This is a genomic window from Campylobacter sp. TTU-622, assembly GCF_016598965.1.
GTDB lineage: Bacteria > Campylobacterota > Campylobacteria > Campylobacterales > Campylobacteraceae > Campylobacter_D.
The window spans coordinates 1-19294 of sequence record NZ_JAENKR010000023.1 but is presented as its reverse complement, the minus strand read 5'-3'; the positions used below and the strand labels follow the sequence as shown (position 1 = coordinate 19294).

Below are 19294 nucleotides of genomic sequence, written 5' to 3'. Positions count from 1 at the left end.
AATTTGTTGTTGCAATGATTACCCCATTAAATTTCTCTATTTGCTCTAAAAAAATATTTTGCATTTGATTATGCATTTTATCACTTCCGCTACTGCTTTCTATCCTTGTGCTTAAAAACTGATCAGCCTCATTAAGTAAAAGTATAGGATTTTGATTACAAGTTTGAGTGATATTTTTATAAGTATCAAAAATTTTTCTTACATTTTGCTCGCTTTCTCCAACCCATTTACTTAAAATCTTAGAACAATCAAAACTAAGAACCGATTTTTTCATTGATTTAGCTAAAGAAAGAGCTGACATAGTTTTACCCGTTCCAGCTGGACCATAAAAAATGATTTTTGCTTCGATATTCTTGCTTGTCTTAATACCCCATTTAGTGAGTCTTTCTAAAACCTTCTTATCTTGTTGTTTTAAAATGGTATCTAAAAGCTCTTTAGTTTGCTTAGGCATTATAATATCGTTTATATCAGTATTTGGCTCTATAAGTTCAAAAATATCTTGCTCTTTTAAGACACTTTCTAATTTAATTTTTTTATTTTGTTTTGGTTCAAAATTTACAATTCTTTGCAAAATTTTATCACTGATAAAAAAACTCTTTGCGAGCTCTCCAAAATCTTGTAGATACTCATCATATTCGATTAAATCAAGATCAATAAGTCTTGAACCCTCTTCTAAAAACTTTTTATTAGTTCTTTTGTCTAAATCATTTTCACTAATCAAAGAAAGTAAAAAATTAAATTCTCTCGAACTAGAATTTTCATTTGTTAAGGCATATTCTTCTTTTAAAAGTGCTAAAAATAAAATCTGTTCTTTATGATTTAGTTTATTTTCTTTAAAAATATCAGCTAAAACGTTATAAAATTTACTTAGTTTTAAACGATCTTTAATATGTTTTTCAAATTCTTTAATTTGATTTTTAAGCTCAAGATTATAAAAATTAAGTTTAATAAAACTTAGTTTCTCATAAAGCTCGATTTTATAAAACTCATCTTTTAAATATTCTAAAAAATTCTCATAAGGATCTTTTTTGTCAAGTTTTAATTTAGGCTTATCCTCTAAAAAATCTAAAAAATACTCACTTAAACTAATATCACTTTGCAAAAGATTTAATTTTGAATTAGAAAGCTTACTCGCTCTAGAGCTTTTTAAAAAATTTAAACTTTGGGTGATAAATCCTCTTTCTAAAAGTTTTTTTAAATCTTCTAAAGCATCTAAATAAGCATATTTTTCTTGTTTAAAAATTCCACTTAATAAAGAAAAAGCATTAATACTTGATATAGAAATAACATAATTTTTACAAAGTTCTTTTAAAATTAAAGCTTCATTTTTAGAGCATTTGAGCTTTTGATAAAGCTTTGTTTTTTCTATATCTTTTGTATTTAAAAACTCTTTAAGATCTAACATAAATTTCCTTAAGAATTTAATCAAGCTTTTGAATTGTAATTTTTGTTTTATTTAATTTATCCAAAAAAAATGTTTGATTATTACAAACCTCATAAATGATATCATAATCTAATCCTTTGATCGATTGCTTAAAACCACAATCTTGTTTTTGTAAATTTTTAGCATTAAACAAAGGTTTATTTTTTAAAATATCCTCTAAAAAATCATCATAAAAAGAATTTTTAAAAAATTTTTTATTAAAAAGCTTTTTATCATAACAAATTTCATTTAAACAAATTTTATCTTCTATTTTAATTCTAAAAAAAGCCTGACCCAATTTATAAACTTCTAAATAAGTCATTTTGCCATTTTGTTCTAAAAAACCTGCATCTTGAATACGCACAAGAGGAGAATTAAAATTAATCATTACGCTTTTAGTATTCGCCTCATAAGTTTTTATAGAACAAGCATTTAAAAAAAATAAAATGATAAGAAAATATATTTTATTCATTATTTTAAATTCTTAAAAGTTAAATTAAGCTCTAAATTAAGATTTTTCACTAAACGCATCACGCTTTGCAAATCATCAATTTGTTTTGAAACTACGCGAATTTCATCACCTCGTATGCTAGAATTTACTTTAAGTTTGCTATCTTTTATAGCTTTATTGATTTTTTTAGCACTTTCACTATCTATACTATCATTTACTTTTAAATTTAAACGATACATTGCCCCATTTTCTTTTGAAAGCTCTTTAATCGCGTTAGAATTAATATTTCTTTTAATAAGTTTAGAGATTAAGATATCTTTTAAAACATCAAGTTTTGCCTCACTTGAGGAACTTAATTTAAAAATATTTTCTTTTTCACTAAATTCAATTTCTGTTTTTATGCCTTTTAAATCATAACGCGTATCAAGCTCTTTTTTTGCTTGTTCAAAAGCATTTTTAAGTTCTTGCTTATCAATTGCAGCTGTAATATCAAAACTATGCTCACTTGCCATTTTCGATCCATTCTTTAAGATTTTCATATACTTTTTTCATTAGATTATTTATAGCCTCCTCGCTTGCCCAAGCAATATGTGGAGTAAGAATTAAATTTTGTATATTTTTAATTTTTAAAAGCGGATGATCTTGTATCATTGGTTCTTTTTCCAATACATCAAGCCCTACACGAATTCCTTTTTCATCTATAATCTTTGCTAAATCTTGTTCATTGATAATCCCGCCTCTACCAACATTAATCAAAATAGCATCATCTTTTAAAAGTTGCATTTTTTCATAATCAATTAAATTATAAGTTTTATCATTTAAAGGAGCGTGAATACTAATAATATCACAAGTGCTTAATAATGTATCTAAATTTAAAGAAATATAATCATTATTGTGATTAAGTCCTGAAGTAGAATAATAGCAAACATCAGCTCCAAAAGAATTTGCAATCTTAGCTACTTCTTTTCCTATAGTTCCAAGTCCTATAATGCCATATTTTTTACCCTCTAAAGAATGTAAAATTTTACTAAAATCTGTAAATATAGGACTTTTTACCCATTTTTGTTCTTTACACCACTTATCATAATAAATAATTTGATTTAAAAAAGAAAAAAGCAAAGCAAAAGTATGTTGCACTACACTTTTAGTTGAATAAGCTTCAACATTTTTAACTTTAATACCTTTAGAATTAGCATAAGCAATATCAATATTATTTACTCCTGTTGCTGTTTCTAAAATAAGTTTTAAATTTGTATTATCAATTACTTCTTTATCAATGATAATTTTATTGATCATTGCAACATCTGCTTCTTTTAATCTTTCAATTACCTCATCTTTTTTAGTGGTTTCATAAGATTTAAACTCACCAAAATCATTAAAAATAGACAAATCATAATTGCCTAAAGTTTTAGCATCTAAACATACAATTTTCATTTTATTCCTCGATAATATGTCCTACAAATTTAGAGCTATTATCTAATATCATAGAACCTTTTCTAAAGCCTAAGCCACAACCCTCATAAGCAAAAAATACTCCTGCTTGATAATATTTTTCATTATGTTCATTTAATTTTACATATTCTTGATAAATAAAATTATTTTGATAAGGACCTTGATTTTCACAAATTACTTTACCATCTTTTACTATACTGATATTTGCACCTTCTCTACCAAAAATAGGTTTTTTAACATAAGATTTGTTATTTAAAGGCTTATCACTTGTCTCTAAAAGTAAAGGATGATTTGGATAAAGCTCCCATAAAATTTTCATAATGCCTTTACTTTGAAAAAGTAAAGTATAAGCAGGATTTAAAATAATAGCTTTTTGATTTTTCATAATTTGTGTTAAAAGTGCAGCAAGTTCTCCTTCTTCTATAGCTATATCTTCCCAAGGAATAAGCTTAAACCAATACTCATAATTTTGCCCGTCTTTAAAAATTCCTTCATTTTCGTTAAATTCAACCTCATCAACATAGGCAAAATGTGTATGAAATCCTGCTTCTTTTGCAATATGTTCAAGTAATTTTGTTGTAATAACTTCTTCTTGATTGCTAGCAATACTAGAAAAAAGAATTTTCCAACCCTGATAATATTCTTCAAAAGAGTTAGGATCATCATTTAAAGTAATAAGTCTTTTAAAATTATCCATTAAAGCTTCATAGATATTATTAAACTGAGATCTTTCATCCATATTATTTTGCTTAAGTAAAGCCCATTGCAAAATAGCACTTTCAAAAAGCATAGTAGGAGTATCAGCATTAAATTCTAATAATTTTATAGGCTTTCCATCAATACCACCAGCAAAATCAAATCTGCCATATAAATGCCAATGAACTTCATTTTCCCAACTAATTTTAATGATATCCCTAAGATTAAAAGGAATGGCTAATTCATCAAAACGATCATTATCTATAACATTTTGAGCTGCTGCTATAAACATATCATAAAGCTCATTTGCAGCTTCATAATATGCATTAGCTTCATTTGGTGTTATACATACTAACTCATCACTTATATAATCGCTTCCATCAGAATCAGTATGCCAAGAAAAACCCATACTTTCTAAATAATCTTTTTTTAGTTTTTCTACTTTTAATAATTTCATTTTTACCCTTAAGATCCAAAACTTGTTTGAGAATTTGCTTTAGAATTACTTCCAAAAAAACCAGATTTACCAGAATTTCCAGCTTTAGCTGAATTTGCTTGATTAAAGCTATTTACACTCCTTTGATACGCACTTTGATTAGTAAAAGCTCCTCTTTGCTGATTAGCAAAATTAGAATTGTTAAAAAGTTTTGATCCTATCCAGCTTCCAAGTATAGCTCCAGCTGCGCTAGCAAGTAAAGTTTCGCCCAAAGATAATCCCCCACTACTTATTTGAGCATTATCTTTAGTTAAATTTGATGTTCCATTATCAATTTTAGCGGCTTCTTCTTTGATTAAAGCATCCATTTCTTCTTTGCTTAAAATTCTTTCAGTTCCATTTAATTCTTTTAAAATAACTCTTGTTTCATTGCTAGGATATTGATCTTTAATTTTATATTGATTTGGTGCTATTTCTTCTATGATTACAAAAGCACCTTCTTGTGCTTGTGTCTGAGCTAAAGAATCATTTTGATTTGAATTACAACCACTTAAAGCTCCTAGAGAAATTACACTCAATCCCCCTATTACGCTAATTTCGATTATCTTTTTAATATGTTTCATATAAAATCCTTAAATTGTTTAAAAATTTTTAAAATTTTAACAAAATTTTTATGATAAATTTCAAATTTAATAGATAGTTATAAAAATCGTTAATAAGTTTAGAGTATTTTATAGTGTTAAATTTATTATAAAGTTAATCAAAAGCCAAAAAGGCCTTTGATTTTAAAGTCTTGATTCGTAGCGTCTTAACATATAAAGTTTTTTAAGCATTTTTTTGCGTGCTGAAATTTTCTGTTTTTTACGAATTTCAGTCATAGGTTCAAAAAATCTTCTTGCTCTTACTTCAGTTACAATAAGATTTCTATCCACTTGCTTTTTAAACTTGCGATATGCTTCATCAAAAGACTCATTAGGATGCACCTTGATTCCTGGCACTACCCTCACCACCTTTCATAAAAATATTTTTGGCTTGTAATTTTATGTAAAAATTACTAAATAAAACTTTAAGCTTAAATTATTTTTTAGAAGTTATAATCTTTCAATTAAAATTAAAATCAAAAATCCATCAAAAATTTACATAATTTTTAGGAATTTATATGCAATATATCACACATTATACAAAAAAACGTTATATAACATATTTCATTATTACTTTAATTATTTTTATTTTACCTTTTATTAAAATCAATAATAATCATTTTTTTCTTCTTGATTTTATAAATGAGAAACTTAATTTATTTTTCATATCTTTTGATACTCAAGAACTTTATCTTATGCCTTTTATATTAATGTTTCTTTTTATAGGAATATTTTTTATAACAACTTTAGCAGGTAGAATTTGGTGTGCTTGGAGTTGTCCTCAAACATTATTTCGTGTTATTTATAGAGATTTAATTCAAACAAAACTCCTTAAAATCCGCAAAAATATAAACAACAAACAAAAAGAATATCCTAAAAATTTTATTAAAAAAATTTTTGGAATTTTAATTTTTTATATGATTTCTTTAATAGCAGTAAGTAATTTTTTATGGTATTTTGTGCCTCCTGAAATATTTTTTAATTATTTAAAAAATCCTCAAGAACACTTACTTTTAGTTGGAATTTTATTTTTTGTTTCTTTATTTTTAACTTTTGATATAACTTGGTGGGCTGAGAAATTTTGTATTTATGTTTGTCCTTATGCAAGAATTCAGTCTGTTATGTTTGATCATAATACAATGCAAGTAATTTATGATGAGAAAAGAGGAGGAATAATCTATAAGGATAAAATTAAACTTTATAAAAAACCTCCACAAGGAGATTGTATAGGATGTGAAGCTTGTGTTGATATTTGCCCTACGCATATTGATATACGTAAAGGAATGCAACTTGAATGCATTAATTGCCTTGAATGTGCTGATGCTTGCTCTAAAATTCAAAACAAATTTAATCGTCTAAGTCTTATAGAATGGACAAGTATAGAAGCTATGAAAACTAAAAGTAAGGTTAAATTTTTAAGATTTAAAACTATTGGTTATTTAATAGTTCTTTTAATTATTTTAGTTTTATTAATTATCACAGGTAGCAAAAAAGAAAAGATGCTTTTAAATATTAATCGCAATAGCGAACTTTATAGCATTGATAATAAAAATGGAAAATTAGAAATAACTAATGCTTATACATTTTTATTTCAAAATACTGATAATCAAGCACATAAATATTATTTTACATTAGAAGAAGAAAATGGTAGTTTAAATACTGACATAGAAATTATAAGACCTAAAAAAGCTTTTAAACTTGAAGCAGGAGAAAAAATAAAAAAAATTGTAGTATTAAAAGCTAAAAAAAATTTAAATTCCCATACTCAAAAAGATATCATTGTCCCTATTACAATTAAAGCTTATGCTGTTGATAATGATAAAATCTTTGTTCATAGGAAAAGCATTTTTATTTATCCTAAAAATCAATAATCAATGTCAAAGGCTATAAAGCAAATGTAAATTCTGCTTATGGAAAAGTTTTAACAGCAAAAGCAAATTTTGATAGTGCTTCTAAAGACTATGAAAGAAATAAAATCTTATTTGAAAAAAAGGCCATTTCTCAAAAAGAGTATGATACTTCTTTAGCAAATTTTGATAGTGCTAAGGCTAATCTTACAAGTGCAAGAGCAGATTTAGCTAGTGCTAAAATTGATTTAAATTATACTCAAATTGTTGCTCCATTTGATGGTGTAATAGGTGATGCATTGATTAATATAGGAGATTTTGTTAGTGCAAGCACTACAGAGCTTGTTCGTGTTACAAATCTTAATCCAATTTATGCTGATTTTTATATCTCTGATACAGATAAATTAAATCTCAATCGCAATGTACAGACTAAAGCGGTTATTAACTCAAAGTTAATAATCAAAAGTTATAATAAAAGTTTTGATTTAAAAGATTGTTAAATTTAAATAAGGAGGAATAATGATTTTAAAAAAGAATATTTTTCTAATTTTAAGTATTGCAATTTTTATTAGTGCTTGCAACGAAAAAGAAACTCCAAAAATGGCTATGCCAGCACAACCTGTAAGCGCTATGAGTGTTAAAGGTGAAGATTTGCCTTTAAAATTTACCTATCCTACAAAATTGGTAAGTGATTATGATGTAATTATTAAACCTCAAGTAAGTGGGATTATAGTTGAAAAATACTTTAAGGCTGGAGATCTTGTAAAAAAGGGTCAAAAACTTTTTTTAATCGAGCCTGATAAATTTGAAGCAAATGTAAATTCTGCTTATGGAAAAGTTTTAACAGCAAAAGCAAATTTTGATAGTGCTTCTAAAGACTATGAAAGAAATAAAATCTTATTTGAAAAAAAGGCCATTTCTCAAAAAGAGTATGATACTTCTTTAGCAAATTTTGATAGTGCTAAGGCTAATCTTACAAGTGCAAGAGCAGATTTAGCTAGTGCTAAAATTGATTTAAATTATACTCAAATTGTTGCTCCATTTGATGGTGTAATAGGTGATGCATTGATTAATATAGGAGATTTTGTTAGTGCAAGCACTACAGAGCTTGTTCGTGTTACAAATCTTAATCCAATTTATGCTGATTTTTATATCTCTGATACAGATAAATTAAATCTCAATCGCAATGTACAGACTGGAAAATGGGAACTTGATAATATTCACGCTATCTTAAATGTCAATGGAGAAATCAAACAAGGAAAATTATATTTTATTGATTCTGTAATTGATTCTAAAAGTGGAAGTGTAAAAGCTAAAGCCATTTTTGACAACAATAACTCCACTTTACTTCCAGGAACTTTTGCAAATATCACATCTGAAGGTTTTATTCAAAAAAATGGCTATAAAATTCCTCAAAGTGCGATAATGCAAAACCAAAATGAAGTTTATGTTTATACTATAGTTAATAACAAAGTAACCAAAACTCCAGTTCATATAAGTTATCAAGATAATGAATATGCCATTATTAGTTCAGGGCTTAAAGATAATGATAAGGTTATTTTAGATAATTTCAAAAAAATTCGTATAGGCTCTGATGTTCAAGAAGTTGGGAGCAAATAATGTTTTCTAAATTTTTTATAGAAAGACCTATATTTGCCTCTGTAGTCGCTATAATAATTTCAATCGCTGGAGCTATTGGTTTAGTAAATCTACCAGTAGAACAATACCCTTCTTTAACTCCGCCAACCGTTCAAGTAAGCGCTACTTATACAGGAGCAGATGCTAGAACTATTGCATCAACGGTTGCAACACCTATTGAAGATGCAATTAATGGTGTGGAAAATATGATTTATATGGATTCTACAAGTTCTCCAGGACAAATGAAATTAACTGTTTATTTTGATATAGGAACCAATCCAGATCAAGCAACAATTGATGTAAATAACAGAATTTCAGAAGCAACAGCCAAACTTCCAGAAGCTGTAAAAAAACTTGGAGTCACTGTTAGAAAATCCTCTTCTACAATACTTGAGGTACTTTCTGTATATTCAGAAGATGGCTCGATGAGTGATATAGATATTTATAATTATGTTTCTTTAAATATCTTAGATGAATTAAAAAGAGTCCCAGGTGTTGGAAATGTCTCTGCAATAGGCGAAAAAGACTATTCAATGAGAATTTGGTTAAAACCTGATTTATTAAATAAATTTGGTGTCACTGCAAATGATGTTATAAGTGCAATAAACGATCAAAATGCACAATACGCTACAGGAAAAATCGGAGAAGAACCTGTGGTCAATAAATCACCTCAAGTTCTTACTATCACTATGCAAGGAAGACTTCAAACTCCACAAGAATTTGAAAATATTATTTTAAGAGTAAATGAAGATAATTCTTTTCTAAGAATTAAAGATGTAGCACAAGTAGAAATAGGAGCAAAACAATATAATTCTACGGGTCGTTCAGATACAAGCTCAGCTGTTCCAATTATGATTAATTTGCAATCAGGAGCAAATGCTGTAAATACTGCAAAACTTGTTGAAGAAAGAATGCAAGAACTTTCTAAAAATTTTCCAGAAGGTTTAAAATATAGAACTCCTTATGATACAACTATATTTGTTAAAGCTTCTATCAAAGAAGTTATTAAAACTTTCGTTGAAGCTTTAGTATTAGTTCTTGTTGTAATGTATCTTTTCTTAAAAAACTTTAGATCAACTATCATTCCTATGATAGCAGTTCCTGTTTCTTTACTAGGAACTTTTGCCATACTTTATCTTTTAGGCTTTAGTATCAATCTTTTAACACTTTTTGCTCTTGTTTTAGCCATTGGAATTGTTGTAGATGATGCTATTATAGTTGTTGAAAATATTGATAGAATTCTTCATGAAAATCCTGATATTTCAGTTAAAGATGCAGCAATTCAAGCAATGAATGAAGTAAGCTCGCCTGTTATCTCTATCGTTCTTGTATTGTGTGCTGTTTTTATACCTGTTTCTTTTATTTCAGGATTTGTAGGAGAAATTCAAAGACAATTTGCTCTTACTTTAGCAATTTCTGTTGCTATTTCAGGATTTGTCGCTCTAACACTTACCCCTTCTTTATCTGCTTTATTTTTAACAAGAAATGAAGGCAAACCTTTTTATTTTGTTCAAAAATTTAATGACTTTTTTGACTGGAGTACTTCTGTATTTAGCAGTGGTGTCGCTTATATACTAAAAAGAACTATTCGTTTTGTGCTTATATTTTTCATTATGATAGGATCTATTTTCTATCTTTATAAAATTGTTCCAAGTTCTTTAGTTCCTTCTGAAGATCAAGGGGTTATTATGAGCATTATCAATCTTCCTTCTGGATCATCTATACATAGAACTATTGAAGAAGTTGATAAAATCAATCAAAATGCTACTCAAATAGAAAGCATTGAATCAAGTGTTTCTCTTGTAGGATTTGATTTATTTACAAGTTCTTTAAAAGAAAATGCTGCAGCAGTATTTTTCAAACTTAAAGATTGGAGTCAAAGAGAAGAAAGCTCTGATCAATTGATCGCACAATTATTTAAACAATATGCAGCAGATAGAAATGCATTAAGTTATTTTTTAAATCCACCACCAATACCAGGTCTTAGTTTAACAGGTGGCTTTGAAATGTATGCTCAAAATAAGAGCGGTAAAGATTATGATGCTATACAACAAGATGTTAATAAAATGCTTGAACTTGCAAGAACAAGAAAAGAACTTGCAAATGTAAGAACTACCCTTGATACGAGTTTTCCACAATATAAGCTCGTTATTGATAGAGATAAAATGAAATATTATAATCTTAATATGCAAGATGTTTTTAATACAATCAGTGCAACTATAGGAACATATTATGTTAATGATTTTCCTATGTTGGGTAAAAATTTCCAAGTAAATATTAGAGCTTTAGGAGACTTTAGAAATACCCAAGATGCATTAAAAAATATCTATGTAAGATCAAGTGATAATCAAATGATCCCTTTAAATTCATTTTTAAGTCTTGTAAGAACTGCAGGTCCTGATGATGTAAAAAGATTTAATCTTTTCCCAGCAGCTTTAATTCAAGGAGATCCTGCTCCAGGATATACCTCAGGACAAGCTATTGATGCTATTGCTGAAGTAGCAAAACAAAGTCTAGGAGATGAGTATTCTATCGCTTGGTCAGGATCGGCTTATCAAGAAGTAAGTTCTAAAGGAACTGGAGCATATGCTTTTGTTTTAGGTATGGTGTTTGTATTTTTAATCTTAGCAGCACAATATGAAAGATGGTTAATGCCACTTGCTGTTATCACAGCTGTTCCTTTTGCAGTTTTTGGCTCCTTTTTACTTGTAGCACTTAGAGGATTTGACAACGATATATACTTTCAAACAGGACTTTTACTTTTAATAGGACTTTCTGCTAAAAACGCTATTTTAATTATAGAATTTGCAATGGAAGAGCGCTTAAAAAAAGGAAAAAGCATTTTTGAAGCAGCCATTAATGCAGCTAAATTGAGATTTAGACCTATTGTTATGACTTCTTTAGCATTTACTTTTGGAGTTTTACCAATGATTTTTGCTAGTGGTGCAGGAAGTGCTTCAAGACACGCCTTAGGAACTGGACTTGTGGGAGGAATGATTGCAGCATCAACGCTAGCAATATTTTTTGTTCCATTATTTTTCTATCTTTTAGAAAGTTTTAATGAATGGCTAGATAAAAAAAGAGGTAAAATAAAATGAAAAAATTATTATATCTTTTTATCTTATTTTTTCTTAGTGCTTGCTCTTTAAGCCCTAATTTAAAAATACCAGAAGCAAACTATAGTATTGATAATAATCAATTAAATATTACAAAAGAAAATAATATTTCAAGTCAATGGTGGAAAGAGTTTGATGATGAGAATTTAAATAAACTCATTGATTTAGCTCTTAAAAATAATAACGATTTAAAGCTTGCTTTTATCCATATGGAGCAAGCTTCTGCTCAATTAGGCATAGATTTTAGTAGCTTGTTGCCAAAATTAGATGGAAGTGCTGATGCAAGTCGTGGAAAAACTTCTATAAATGCTCCTAGCAATCAAACAGGAAAAGTAAATTATAATAATGATTTTAAAATGGGACTTAATTTAAGCTATGAGCTTGATCTTTGGGGTAAATATCGTGATACATATCGTGCTTCAAAATCAGCTTTTAAAGCAAGCGAATATGATTATGAGGCAGCAAGACTTTCTATAATTTCAAGTACAGCCCAAGCTTATTTTAATTTTACAAATGCATACGAGAATGAAAATACGCTTAAAGATGCATACGCTTCTGCAAAAGAAATTTATAGAATTAATGATGAAAAATTTCAAGCAGGTGCAGTTGGAGAATACGAACTCTCTCAAGCAAAAGCCAACTTAGAAAGCATAGCTTTACAATATAATGAAGCAAAATTAAATAAAGAAAATTATTTAAAAGCTTTAAAAATTTTAACTTCAAATGATTTAAATGATATACTCTATAAAGATCAAACTTATCAAACTTTTAATCTTAAAGAATTTAATATACCAACTGGGATTTCAAGCACTATTTTACTTCAACGTCCTGATATTGGCTCTTCTTTAGAAAAACTTATTCAACAAAATTATCTTGTTGGAGTAGCTAGAACAGCATTTTTACCAAGTCTTTCTTTAACAGGATTATTAGGATTTGAAAGCAGAGATTTAGATACACTTGTAAATGGAGGCTCCAAAACTTGGAATATAGGCGGGAATTTTACAATGCCTATTTTTCATTGGGGAGAAATTTACCAGAATGTAAATTTAGCCAAACTTAATAAAGATGAAGCCTTTATAAATTATCAAAATACTCTAATTACTGCTTTTGGAGAAATTCGCTATGCCTTAGTAGCTAGAAAAAATATACGCTTACAATACGATAATGCACAATCAAGCGAACAATCTTATAAAAGAATTTATGAAATTGCCAAAGAACGTTATGATATAGGCGAAATGTCTTTGCAAGATTATTTAGAAGCACGTCAAAATTGGCTTAATGCTACAATTGCCTTTAATAACACTAAATATTCTTATGCTAATTCTATAGTAGAGGTTATTAAAGCTTTTGGAGGCGGATTTGAGCAAAATGAAAATATAAGTAAAAATATAGAACAAGATTCAAAAAATTTAGATATGTCTTTTAGAGAATAGTTTCTATTCTCTAAAAATAAATAAAATCTATATTAGCTTATAATTAATTTAACATTCTTAAAAAATAAAAACTTATTTTAGGAATATTTTATTAAAGTAAAGATAAAATTTAAAATTAGCTCTTTATTTAAATAAAGTATTTAAATTTTAAATGATTTTATTTTACTCATTATATCTTTTTAGCTAAAATCTTTTTTTGGTTAAAAAATAAAAAATTTACCGCTTAGTTAAATAAAAACTGTTAAAGTTTTATTAAAATTTTATCTTAGGAACAACATGAACTTTTTTCAAAATCTTGCTTTAAAATATTCTCACAATATGATGGAAAAATCTTTAAGACAAGGTTTTAATATCGAGCTTTTAAAAACACCTAAAGAAAAACTTCCGCAAAATCATAAGCAATATATGCTATATATGCATATACCATTTTGTCATACTTTTTGCCCTTATTGTAGTTTTCATAAATATTATTATAATGAAAATTTGGCAAAAGCTTATTTTGAAAATTTGCGTAAAGAAATTCAAATTATAAAAGAACAAGGTTTTGATTTTACTTCTTTGTATGTTGGTGGAGGAACTACGCTTATTAACGAAGAAGAACTTCTAAAAACTTTAGAACTTTGCAAAAAACTTTTCTCTATTAAAGAAATCTCTTGTGAGAGCGATCCAAATCATATAAAGCCTGAAAAATTAATTCTATTTAAAGGTCTTATAGATCGTTTAAGTTGTGGAATACAAAGTTTTGACGATAATATTTTAAAAAAAATATCAAGATATAACAAATTTGGCTCTTCAAAAGAACTTCAAGAAAAAATATCTAAAGCTTTGGGAATTTTACCTATTTTTAGTATAGATTTAATTTTTAATTTTCCAGGGCAAACTAAAGAACAATTATTAAATGATCTAGAAATTGCAAAAAATTTAACACCTCAACAAATTACAACTTATCCTTTAATGAAATCAAATCTTACTAAAGATAATATTGCTAAAAGTTTAGGTATAAGTTTTAAAGACAATGAATTTGAATTTTATAAAATAATACAAGAATCTTTAAAAAATTATGTTCAAAACAATAGCTGGTCTTTTTCTTTGCAAAAAAATTCTTTAAATGATGAATACGTAAGTTCTCATCATGAATATTTAGGCATTGGTAGTGGAGCTTTTAGTTTTTTAGAAGGTGAGCTTTTGATTAATGCTTTTAATTTGAATGATTATGCAAAACTTATAAAAGAACAACGCAATGCCAATATAGCAAAAGCTTATTTCAATAAAAAAGAAATTATAAAATATGTTTTTTTAACAGAAATTTTTGCTGGAAAAATTGAAATAAATAAATTTAATAAAACTTTAAATTGCAACCTTGAAAAAGATCTTTTTATAGAACTTTTGGGTTTAAAATTAAGTAAAGCAATTTATAAGGAAAATGATTCTTTTTATAGCACTGATTTTGGCAAATATCTTTTTGTTGTCTTGATGAAAGATTTTTATACAGGAATGGATCTTGTACGTGCAGTCTTTAGAGATGATAAACGCCTAAAAAACAAAAATTTTATTGATGTAATGAAAGAAAATATTGATCCGTTAAATTCCACCAGTATGGAATTTAAAACAGAGCAATAAAACAACTTAAAAAGGACGCAATACTATCATCCACGCAATAATGATAAACATGATAGTAGGAAACTCATTATAAACTCTAAAATATTTTCCACTCTTCTTAGAAGTATTATTCGCTAAAGCTTTTAAACAAAAATAATTATGGATATGAAAAATAATTAAAAGGGTAACACAAGTAAGTTTAACGTGCATATATCCAGATCCTACCATTAAAACTTCTTTATGAGCGTGCAACATTAAACTTCCTGTGATTAAAGTCACAATCATTGCAGGAGTTTGAATGGCAAAATAAAGTTTTTTCTCTTGAATTTTTACAACTTCAACAAAACCTTGATTTTCCTTGTTTTCTGCGTGATAAACAAAAAGTCTTGGTAAATAAAAAAGTCCAGCCATCCAAGAAACAAACGCTAAATAATGCATCCATTTTATCCAAGAATAATATTCATTAATCCATTCTATCATTTCTTTTCCTTTTTTATAAAAATTTCTTGTATTAAAATTAAAAATACCCCTAAATTAATCATTACATCAGCAATATTAAAAATAGCAAATTCGAACCATTTATGCCAAAAAAACATATCGACAACACCACCATAAACAAAGCGATCAAACAAATTTGAACTTCCTGCACCTAGTATAATTCCAAAAGCTATAAAATGTTTTCTAAAAAAAACTTTCTGATAAAAAAGATAAATTAATAAAACAACAATAACAAAAAGATGAATATATTTAAGATAATGCTCTAAAAAACTAAACATAGAAAAAGCTACGCCTGTATTTAAAGCAAAAGTAAGATCTAAATATTCACTTTGATAACGCAAACCATTTAAGGTTAAAGATTTAAACCATTGATCAAAAATAAAAACTATGATAAAACTAAACCAAAATAAAATTTGATATTTGATTTTATTAATCATTCAATGCTTTCTTAAAAAATGCAACAACATTTTTCATTTCTTTTTCTAAATTTTTAACATCTTTAGCTTCCAAGAGCAAACGTATAAGATTTTCAGTGCCTGAATATCTAAATAAAGCATTGATATTTTTATTTTTTAATTCTTCAATAAGTTCTTTTAGACCTTTTATTTTTTCTAAATTCTTTTTTTCTGAAATTTTTAAATTTACTAGAAGTTGTGGATAAGGTTTTATTTGCCCTAAAATTGCACTAGCAGACTTTTTTTTAGTAAGCATCAAAGCACTAAATTGCAAAGCTGCAATAAGTCCATCTCCTGTTTTTGCATAATCACTAAAAATAATATGCCCACTTTGCTCTCCGCCAAAATTTCCTTTTAATTCTTTTAATTTTTCAAGAACAAATTTATCTCCAACGTTGCAAGTTTGAAAATCTATACCATTTTTATTTAAAAACTCTTTCAATGCACCATTACTCATAGAAGTTGCAACTACACTTGATTTTAATTTATTTTGCTCTTTAAGAAATAAAGCTAAAACACCTAATAAACTATCACCATTAGCAACCTCACCTCTTTCATCAACTACAACCAAACGATCAGCATCCCCATCAAAAGCAAATCCTACATCAGCCCTTAGTCTTTTAACTTCATCAGCTAAATTTATAGGATGCAATGCTCCACAATTTTCATTTATATTTAAACCATTTGGCTTATCATTAATTACAATTACTTCAGCACCAAGTTCTTTAAACACAGTTGGAGCTACTTTATAAGAAGCCCCATTAGCAACATCTAAAATAACACGTAATGATTTTAAAGTTAAATTTTTAGGAAAAGAATTTTTAATAGAAACAATATAACGACCAATTACATCATCAATTCTTTTCGCTTGACCAATTTCACCCATGGTAACTCTTGCATTTTCAATTAAATCATTATTAAAATATATCTCTTCTATTTTTTTTTCTGCTTCTTCATTAAGTTTATTGCCAAATGAATCAAAAAATTTAATACCATTATCATAATAAGGATTATGAGAGGCTGAAATCATTATACCAGCATCACAACGCATATCCTCAGTTAAAAAAGCTATAGCAGGGGTCGGCATAGGTCCAATTTGTATTACATTATAGCCTATAGAGGTAAGTCCCGAAACTATAGCATTCTCAATCATATAACCACTTCTTCTAGTATCTTTTCCTACTAAAATATTATTTGTAAGACTTTTATCTTTAAAGTATATTCCAGCAGCCATTGCTAAACGCATTGCCAAAAAAGAATCTAGAAAGTCTCCCGCCTTTCCTCTAACACCATCTGTTCCAAAAAGTTCCATTTTAAACCTTATAATAAAATTTGAAACAATTATAACAAATTGAAAATTAAGAATATTAAATAAAAACCCTTAAAAAAGGGTTTTAAAAAATTAAAGTTGTGGTTTTGGAGTTTTACCAGTAGAAGCTGGAAATTGAGGATAAATAATTTTTGGTTTTTCACCTGTTAAAGAATGTAAAAAAGTTTCTATACTTTTTGCTTCTTGATCTGTAATTTTAATTCCAAGTTGAACGCTACCCATTTCTTTTATGGCATCTTGTAATGACCAAATAGCACCATTATGAAAATAAGGAGCAGTCTCTGCTACATTTCTTAAAGTTGGAGTTTTTACCATACCATTAGCATCGCCTTTAAAGTCTCCAATATCTGCAAATTTATATTTAGCAGCAACTTGGAAAGGTTGCATACTTCCACCTAAATTTACACCTGTATGACACGCAACACAACCTTTATCAAGGAAAAGTTTAAGACCTTTTTTCTCTTTATCATTTAAAGCTTTTTCATCTCCATCTAAAAATTTATCAAAACGAGAAGGAGTAATTAAAGTTCTTTCAAAATTTGCAATAGCATCAGCAATATTGTCAAAATTTACACCACTTTTTCCATAAATCTTTTTAAATTCTTCTACATATTCAGGCAAAGAAGAAATTTTTTCTACAGCAAGTTTTGAAGGAGTTGCCATTTCAGCTTCTGATTCGATAGGACCCTTAGCTTGATCAGCTAAAGTTTTAGCTCTACCATCCCAAAACTGAGTTGTATTTAAAACAGAATTATAAACAGTCGGAGAATTTAAATGATGAGGATTAGTAGTCCATCTATGTCCAATAGCTGTAGAAACACCATCTGTTCCACCTAAACCTAAATTATGGCAAGTATTACAGGAAATAATACTACTTTTAGAAAGCCTAGGATCAAAATAAAGTTTTTTACCAAGCTCTGATTTTTCTATACTAAACGCACTTGCTTTAACACCATTTTGTTTCAAAATATCATCAATTTCTTTTTGATTTTTTGGCAAAGAAGCTAGACCTGATTGTTTAGCTTCTTCAACTAAACTTAAAGCACCCAAATTTGCAGAATAAAAAATACCGCAAATGAAAATGATAAATGGTAATTTAATTTTCATTAAAAACTCCTTGATATTTTAAATAGAAATACAATATTAATCTCTTAATACTTAATTAATAATAAAAATTACTAAAAAAAATAAATAATTAATTAATAGTATTTTTATCTTATTTGATTTATTTATTTTTTTTATTTATAATTAAAACAAAATTATTGTTTTTATTTAAGGTTTATATGGAAAATCTAATTATTTATTTAATTTCTTATCTTTTAGGGTCAATTCCATTTGGCTTTATCCTTGCTAAGTTATTTGCTAATGTTAATATTAAAGAACAAGGATCAAAAAGTATAGGTGCCACAAATGTTTTAAGAGTTATAAAAAAAGATAATCCTAAATTAGCAAAAAAACTAGCAATTATGACTATTATTTTGGATTTTTCAAAATCTGCACTATTGCTTTTAGTATTAAAAGTTTTAAATTATGATATAGGCTTACTCTGGAGTGTTGCTATATTAACAATATTTGGACACTGTTTTTCTATTTATTTATTATTTGAAGGAGGTAAAGGAGTTGCTACTAGTGCTGGTGCAATGATAATACTCTTACCTTTAGAAACATTAACTGCCTTAATAGTATGGCTGATTATTGGAAAAATCTTTAAAATATCATCTTTAGCTTCTTTATTGGCTTTGTTAAGTTTTATAGGAAGTTCTTTTATTTATCATTATGATATGCCAGAAATTCATACTCACGCACCTGTTTTTATTATTGCTTTCATTATATTTTATAAGCATTTGCCAAATATCAAAAGATTATTTTTTAAACAAGAATGCAAGATTATATAATTAGTATTAAAACAGAATTTAAGTGTATTATTGGTATTTTAGATTTTGAACGCAAAAAAAAACAAAAAGTGATAATAAAATTAAAAGCAAAATCTTATGAGTTTTTAGATTATTCTATACTTACAAAAAAAATAAAAAAATATTACAAAAAAAATAAATTTTATACTATAGAAGAATCTTTAAAATTTGTAAGTATAAAATTAAAAGAAAAAATTCCATCTTTATATAGCTTAAAAATTTCTGTTTTTAAACCAAAAATTATCAAAAAAACAAAAGCTGGAGTTCTTCTTAAAAAAAAATATTAATATTTTTTTAAGTTATTTGAATATTTACTTAAACTATGTTATAATTTTTTAAATTTTTCTTATGAGAAGGATAATATAA

18 protein-coding genes and 1 pseudogene are annotated in these 19294 nt (G+C 27.0%); 8 read left to right on the top strand and 11 right to left on the bottom strand.

The window, feature by feature from the left end:
- The 7 genes from JG677_RS03800 to rpsU all read right to left on the bottom strand — a co-directional run.
- On the bottom strand, nt 1-1405 hold a 1405-nt coding region (locus JG677_RS03800; RefSeq protein ID WP_200285246.1), incomplete at its 3' end, for an AAA family ATPase.
- 16 nt (nt 1406-1421) lie between these two features.
- Nucleotides 1422-1895, bottom strand: a complete 474-nt coding sequence (locus tag JG677_RS03795) for a hypothetical protein (protein WP_200285244.1) — start codon at nt 1893-1895, stop codon at nt 1422-1424.
- Nucleotides 1895-2386 carry a YajQ family cyclic di-GMP-binding protein gene (locus tag JG677_RS03790; protein WP_200217366.1) on the bottom strand — a complete coding sequence of 164 codons (492 nt, stop codon included), beginning with the start codon at nt 2384-2386 and terminating at the stop codon, nt 1895-1897. Before JG677_RS03790 ends, JG677_RS03795 begins: the two co-directional genes overlap by 1 nt.
- On the bottom strand, nt 2376-3308 hold the full coding sequence (locus JG677_RS03785) for a D-2-hydroxyacid dehydrogenase (RefSeq protein ID WP_200285241.1): 933 nt from the start codon (nt 3306-3308) through the stop codon (nt 2376-2378). The genes JG677_RS03790 and JG677_RS03785 overlap by 11 nt, the downstream gene beginning before the upstream one ends.
- 1 nt (nt 3309) lies before the next feature.
- Nucleotides 3310-4479 carry a glutathionylspermidine synthase family protein gene (locus JG677_RS03780; protein ID WP_200170029.1) on the bottom strand — a complete coding sequence of 390 codons (1170 nt, stop codon included), beginning with the start codon at nt 4477-4479 and terminating at the stop codon, nt 3310-3312.
- An 8-nt stretch (nt 4480-4487) separates the two neighbouring features.
- Entirely contained in the window at nt 4488-5081 is a 594-nt protein-coding gene (locus tag JG677_RS03775; RefSeq protein ID WP_200170030.1) for a UPF0323 family lipoprotein, read from the bottom strand.
- Between the two features lie 162 nt (nt 5082-5243).
- The gene (gene rpsU / locus JG677_RS03770) at nt 5244-5456 is read right to left on the bottom strand and encodes a 30S ribosomal protein S21 (protein WP_200170031.1); all 213 of its coding nucleotides are present in this window, start codon (nt 5454-5456) and stop codon (nt 5244-5246) included.
- Between the two features lie 161 nt (nt 5457-5617).
- Between rpsU and ccoG the strand changes: the two genes are divergently transcribed.
- From ccoG to JG677_RS03740, 6 genes are all read left to right on the top strand, one after another.
- Nucleotides 5618-6970 (top strand): cytochrome c oxidase accessory protein CcoG, encoded by a 1353-nt coding sequence (gene ccoG, locus JG677_RS03765; RefSeq protein ID WP_200285239.1) that lies wholly within the window; start codon nt 5618-5620, stop codon nt 6968-6970.
- Nucleotides 6967-7446, top strand: coding sequence for an efflux RND transporter periplasmic adaptor subunit (locus JG677_RS03760; RefSeq protein ID WP_200285249.1), 480 nt, complete (start codon nt 6967-6969; stop codon nt 7444-7446). Before ccoG ends, JG677_RS03760 begins: the two co-directional genes overlap by 4 nt.
- A gap of 19 nt (nt 7447-7465) precedes the next feature.
- Nucleotides 7466-8566, top strand: a complete 1101-nt coding sequence (locus tag JG677_RS03755) for an efflux RND transporter periplasmic adaptor subunit (protein WP_234284631.1) — start codon at nt 7466-7468, stop codon at nt 8564-8566.
- On the top strand, nt 8566-11682 hold the full coding sequence (locus tag JG677_RS03750; RefSeq protein ID WP_200285237.1) for an efflux RND transporter permease subunit: 3117 nt from the start codon (nt 8566-8568) through the stop codon (nt 11680-11682). Before JG677_RS03755 ends, JG677_RS03750 begins: the two co-directional genes overlap by 1 nt.
- Complete coding sequence (cmeC, locus tag JG677_RS03745; protein ID WP_200285235.1) at nt 11679-13133, top strand: multidrug efflux transporter outer membrane subunit CmeC; 1455 nt, start codon at nt 11679-11681, stop codon at nt 13131-13133. The genes JG677_RS03750 and cmeC overlap by 4 nt, the downstream gene beginning before the upstream one ends.
- 276 nt (nt 13134-13409) lie before the next feature.
- Complete coding sequence (locus JG677_RS03740; RefSeq protein WP_200285233.1) at nt 13410-14753, top strand: coproporphyrinogen III oxidase family protein; 1344 nt, start codon at nt 13410-13412, stop codon at nt 14751-14753.
- A 6-nt stretch (nt 14754-14759) separates the two neighbouring features.
- On the opposite strand, the gene hemJ is transcribed toward JG677_RS03740, so the two are convergent.
- The 4 genes and pseudogenes from hemJ to JG677_RS03720 form a co-directional block, all read right to left on the bottom strand.
- Nucleotides 14760-15212 carry a protoporphyrinogen oxidase HemJ gene (gene hemJ / locus JG677_RS03735; RefSeq protein WP_200217361.1) on the bottom strand — a complete coding sequence of 151 codons (453 nt, stop codon included), beginning with the start codon at nt 15210-15212 and terminating at the stop codon, nt 14760-14762.
- Nucleotides 15196-15667, bottom strand: a pseudogene (gene lspA / locus JG677_RS03730) (signal peptidase II). The gene hemJ and the pseudogene lspA overlap by 17 nt, the downstream one beginning before the upstream one ends.
- Complete coding sequence (gene glmM / locus JG677_RS03725) at nt 15660-16997, bottom strand: phosphoglucosamine mutase (RefSeq protein ID WP_200217359.1); 1338 nt, start codon at nt 16995-16997, stop codon at nt 15660-15662. Before glmM ends, lspA begins: the two are co-directional and overlap by 8 nt.
- A 90-nt stretch (nt 16998-17087) precedes the next feature.
- Nucleotides 17088-18122, bottom strand: coding sequence for a cytochrome-c peroxidase (locus tag JG677_RS03720; protein WP_200285230.1), 1035 nt, complete (start codon nt 18120-18122; stop codon nt 17088-17090).
- A gap of 176 nt (nt 18123-18298) precedes the next feature.
- Here JG677_RS03720 and plsY point away from each other — a divergent pair, with 176 nt between their 5' ends.
- A complete protein-coding gene (gene plsY, locus JG677_RS03715) occupies nt 18299-18910 on the top strand; it encodes a glycerol-3-phosphate 1-O-acyltransferase PlsY (protein ID WP_200285228.1) in 612 nt (203 codons plus the stop codon).
- Entirely contained in the window at nt 18895-19215 is a 321-nt protein-coding gene (locus JG677_RS03710; protein ID WP_200170041.1) for a dihydroneopterin aldolase, read from the top strand. The genes plsY and JG677_RS03710 overlap by 16 nt, the downstream gene beginning before the upstream one ends.
- The last annotated feature ends 79 nt before the right edge of the window (nt 19216-19294 follow it).